Source organism: Desulfonatronospira sp. (genome assembly GCA_003563255.1).
GTDB lineage: Bacteria > Desulfobacterota > Desulfovibrionia > Desulfovibrionales > Desulfonatronovibrionaceae > Desulfonatronospira.
The window spans coordinates 1-2,641 of record PWSL01000399.1 but is presented as its reverse complement, the minus strand read 5'-3'; the positions used below and the strand labels follow the sequence as shown (position 1 = coordinate 2,641).

Sequence of the window (2,641 nt, the reverse complement as noted above, 5' to 3'; positions counted from 1 at the left end):
TACCCTGAGGTATCTAAAAGACCGCATATCCGACCTGTTTGGTGACCCCGGAGCTGTGCTGACCATCCACGGCGGCATGGGTCGGGATGAGCGCCGCAAGACTCAGGAAAAATTCCGTTTTGACCCCGGAGCCCTCATTTTGGTGGCCACAGATGCAGCAGGGGAAGGCGTAAATCTGCAAAACGCCAGCCTCATGGTCAACTATGACCTGCCCTGGAACCCCAACCGGCTGGAACAGCGCTTTGGCCGCATCCACCGAATCGGGCAGACCGAGATCTGTCACCTCTGGAATATGGTGGCCTTGGATACCCGGGAAGGAGACGTTTTTTACCGCCTGTTTCAAAAGCTGGACAATGAAAGACAGGCCCTGGGAGGCAGAGTCTTTGATATCCTGGGCGAAGTGTTTGAGGGCAAATCTTTGAAGGATATGCTTATCGAGGCCATCCGCTACGGAGATGACCCAGAGGTGCGCTCCAGACTGGGAAAGCAGGTGGAAGGCGTCCTGGACACAGAGCATTTGAGGCAGATAATGAACCGAAGCGCCCTGGCCGAGGAAATCATGACCAGGGAGCACCTGTATGCAGTCAAGGAAGAGTTAGAAAAGGCCGAAGCCAGAAAACTGCAGCCTCATTTTGTACGCAGCTTCTTCATGGAGGCTTTCAAGGTTTATCAGGGGGAGCTGCGTCAGCGTGAAGCAGGCAGGTACGAGATCCGCTACGTTCCAGGAGCGATCCGGGAACGGGACCGGGCTATTGGAGGTCGGGACCCTGTACTTAAACGCTACGAGCGCATCTGTTTTGAACGCCATCTGGTGCGGGTGTACGGCAAGCCCATGGCCAGCCTGGTGCACCCCGGTCATCCGCTGATGGGGGCTTTGACTGACCTGATTATTGAGACTCACGCCAACAAGTTCAAACAAGGCACGGTATTCATAGACCCCTCAGATGAAGGAGAAACACCCAGGGTGCTGGTCATGCTGGACCATTCAGTCCGGGAGAGCACCTACGGCCAGGACGAGCGCCAGGTGGCCTCCAGGCGTATTCAGTTTGTGCAGATTGATTCCCAGGGCCGCGTGACCAATGCAGGATGGGCACCGCACCTGGATATGGAACCTATGGATGATTCCGACCGGGTCATGATTCAGGATATATTAAATGAGTCATGGCTCTGCGACACCCTGGAACAGCAGGCCCTGGACTATGCAGCAGAAAAGCTGGTGCCTGAGCATTACCAGGAAATAAAGGAGCAAAGGGAGCGTCAGGTCAAAAAAGTCCTGGATGCAGTGCATGAGCGCCTGACCAAGGAGATTGACTACTGGCAGGATCGTTATTTCCACTTGAAAGATGCCATGGAGGCCGGCAAGCAGCCCCGCATGCAGCCGGAGAATGCCAGGCGCAGGGCTGAAGAGCTTCGAGCCCGCTTAGAGCAGCGCACCAAGGAACTCATGGCCAAGAGAAGTATCGTCTCCAGTTCCCCGGTGGTGGTCGGAGCAGCGCTGGTGATACCTGCAGGGCTGCTGGCCGGGCGCAAAGGCGAAGATACGAGCCTGTTCAGCCATGATGCTCACAGACGTGCCCGTATAGAGAGCATAGCCATGCAGACCGTGATGGAGCACGAGCAGGCCCGGGGCTATACAACCAGGGATGTATCCGCTGAAAAGTGCGGCTGGGATATTTCCGCATACATGGAAGGCCAGCCGGACAGGCATATCGAGGTAAAAGGACGGGCCAAAGGACAAAACACAATCACAGTGACCAGAAACGAAATCCTGTATGCCTTGAACCAGGAGGACAAGTTCTGGCTGGCAGTGGTCTTTGTGGATGAAGACGATACAGCTGACGGGCCGTATTATGTGCAAAAGCCCTTTCATGCTGAACCCGACTGGGGTGTGGCCAGTCTGAACTATGATGTTCAGGAGCTTTTATCCCAGAGAACTGCACTGTAAACAATAAGCGAAACTTATAAATGGCCATTTCCCGCTCCCGCATATTTAAACTGCTCCAATCCGGCGAAGGCTTGAACCTTGAATTCAAGAAAAGCCGGGATAAGCTGACCCAGGATGTCTATCAGACTATCTGTGCCTTTTTGAACAGGCATGGTGGGACATTGCTGCTGGGAGTAGATGATTCAGGCCGGATCACAGGCGTAGACCCCAGCGCCGTAGCCCAGATCAAAAAGGATTTTGTTACCACCATCAATAATCCGCAGAAGATACACCCACCGGCTTACCTTTCTGTGGATGAAGTCCAGGTCCAGGAACAGATTGTCCTGCATGTATATGTCCCGGAAAGCTCACAGGTCCATCGCTGCAATGGACGGATATACGACCGCAATGAAGATGGTGATCTGGACATTACGGATAACACCATCCTGGTTTCCGAGCTTTACCAGCGCAAGCAGGCCACCTATTCGGAAAACAAGGTTTACCCTTACGCCGGGCTGGATGATCTGCGGTCGGATCTCATGGACAAATGTCGGCGACTGGCCGGGGTATGGCGTAATGATCACCCCTGGCTGAACATGGATGACATGGAGCTGATCAAAAGCGCTCAACTATATCAGACCGACCCTGAAACCGGCAAAAACGGCCTGACCCTGGCCGGGATATTATTGCTGGGAAACGACAGGGTTATTCTCTCTG

The 2,641-nt window shown here is 54.1% G+C and carries 2 protein-coding genes; both read left to right on the top strand.

Features of this window, described 5'->3' with window-relative positions; genetic code table 11:
* A partial coding sequence (locus QZP87_RS11565) for a DUF3883 domain-containing protein (RefSeq protein ID WP_291323079.1) occupies nt 1–1,945 on the top strand: 1,945 nt, incomplete at its 5' end.
* Nucleotides 1,946–1,965: 20 nt separating this feature from the next.
* Nucleotides 1,966–2,641: RNA-binding domain-containing protein (locus QZP87_RS11560; protein ID WP_291323078.1), on the top strand; the 676-nt coding region annotated here is incomplete at its 3' end.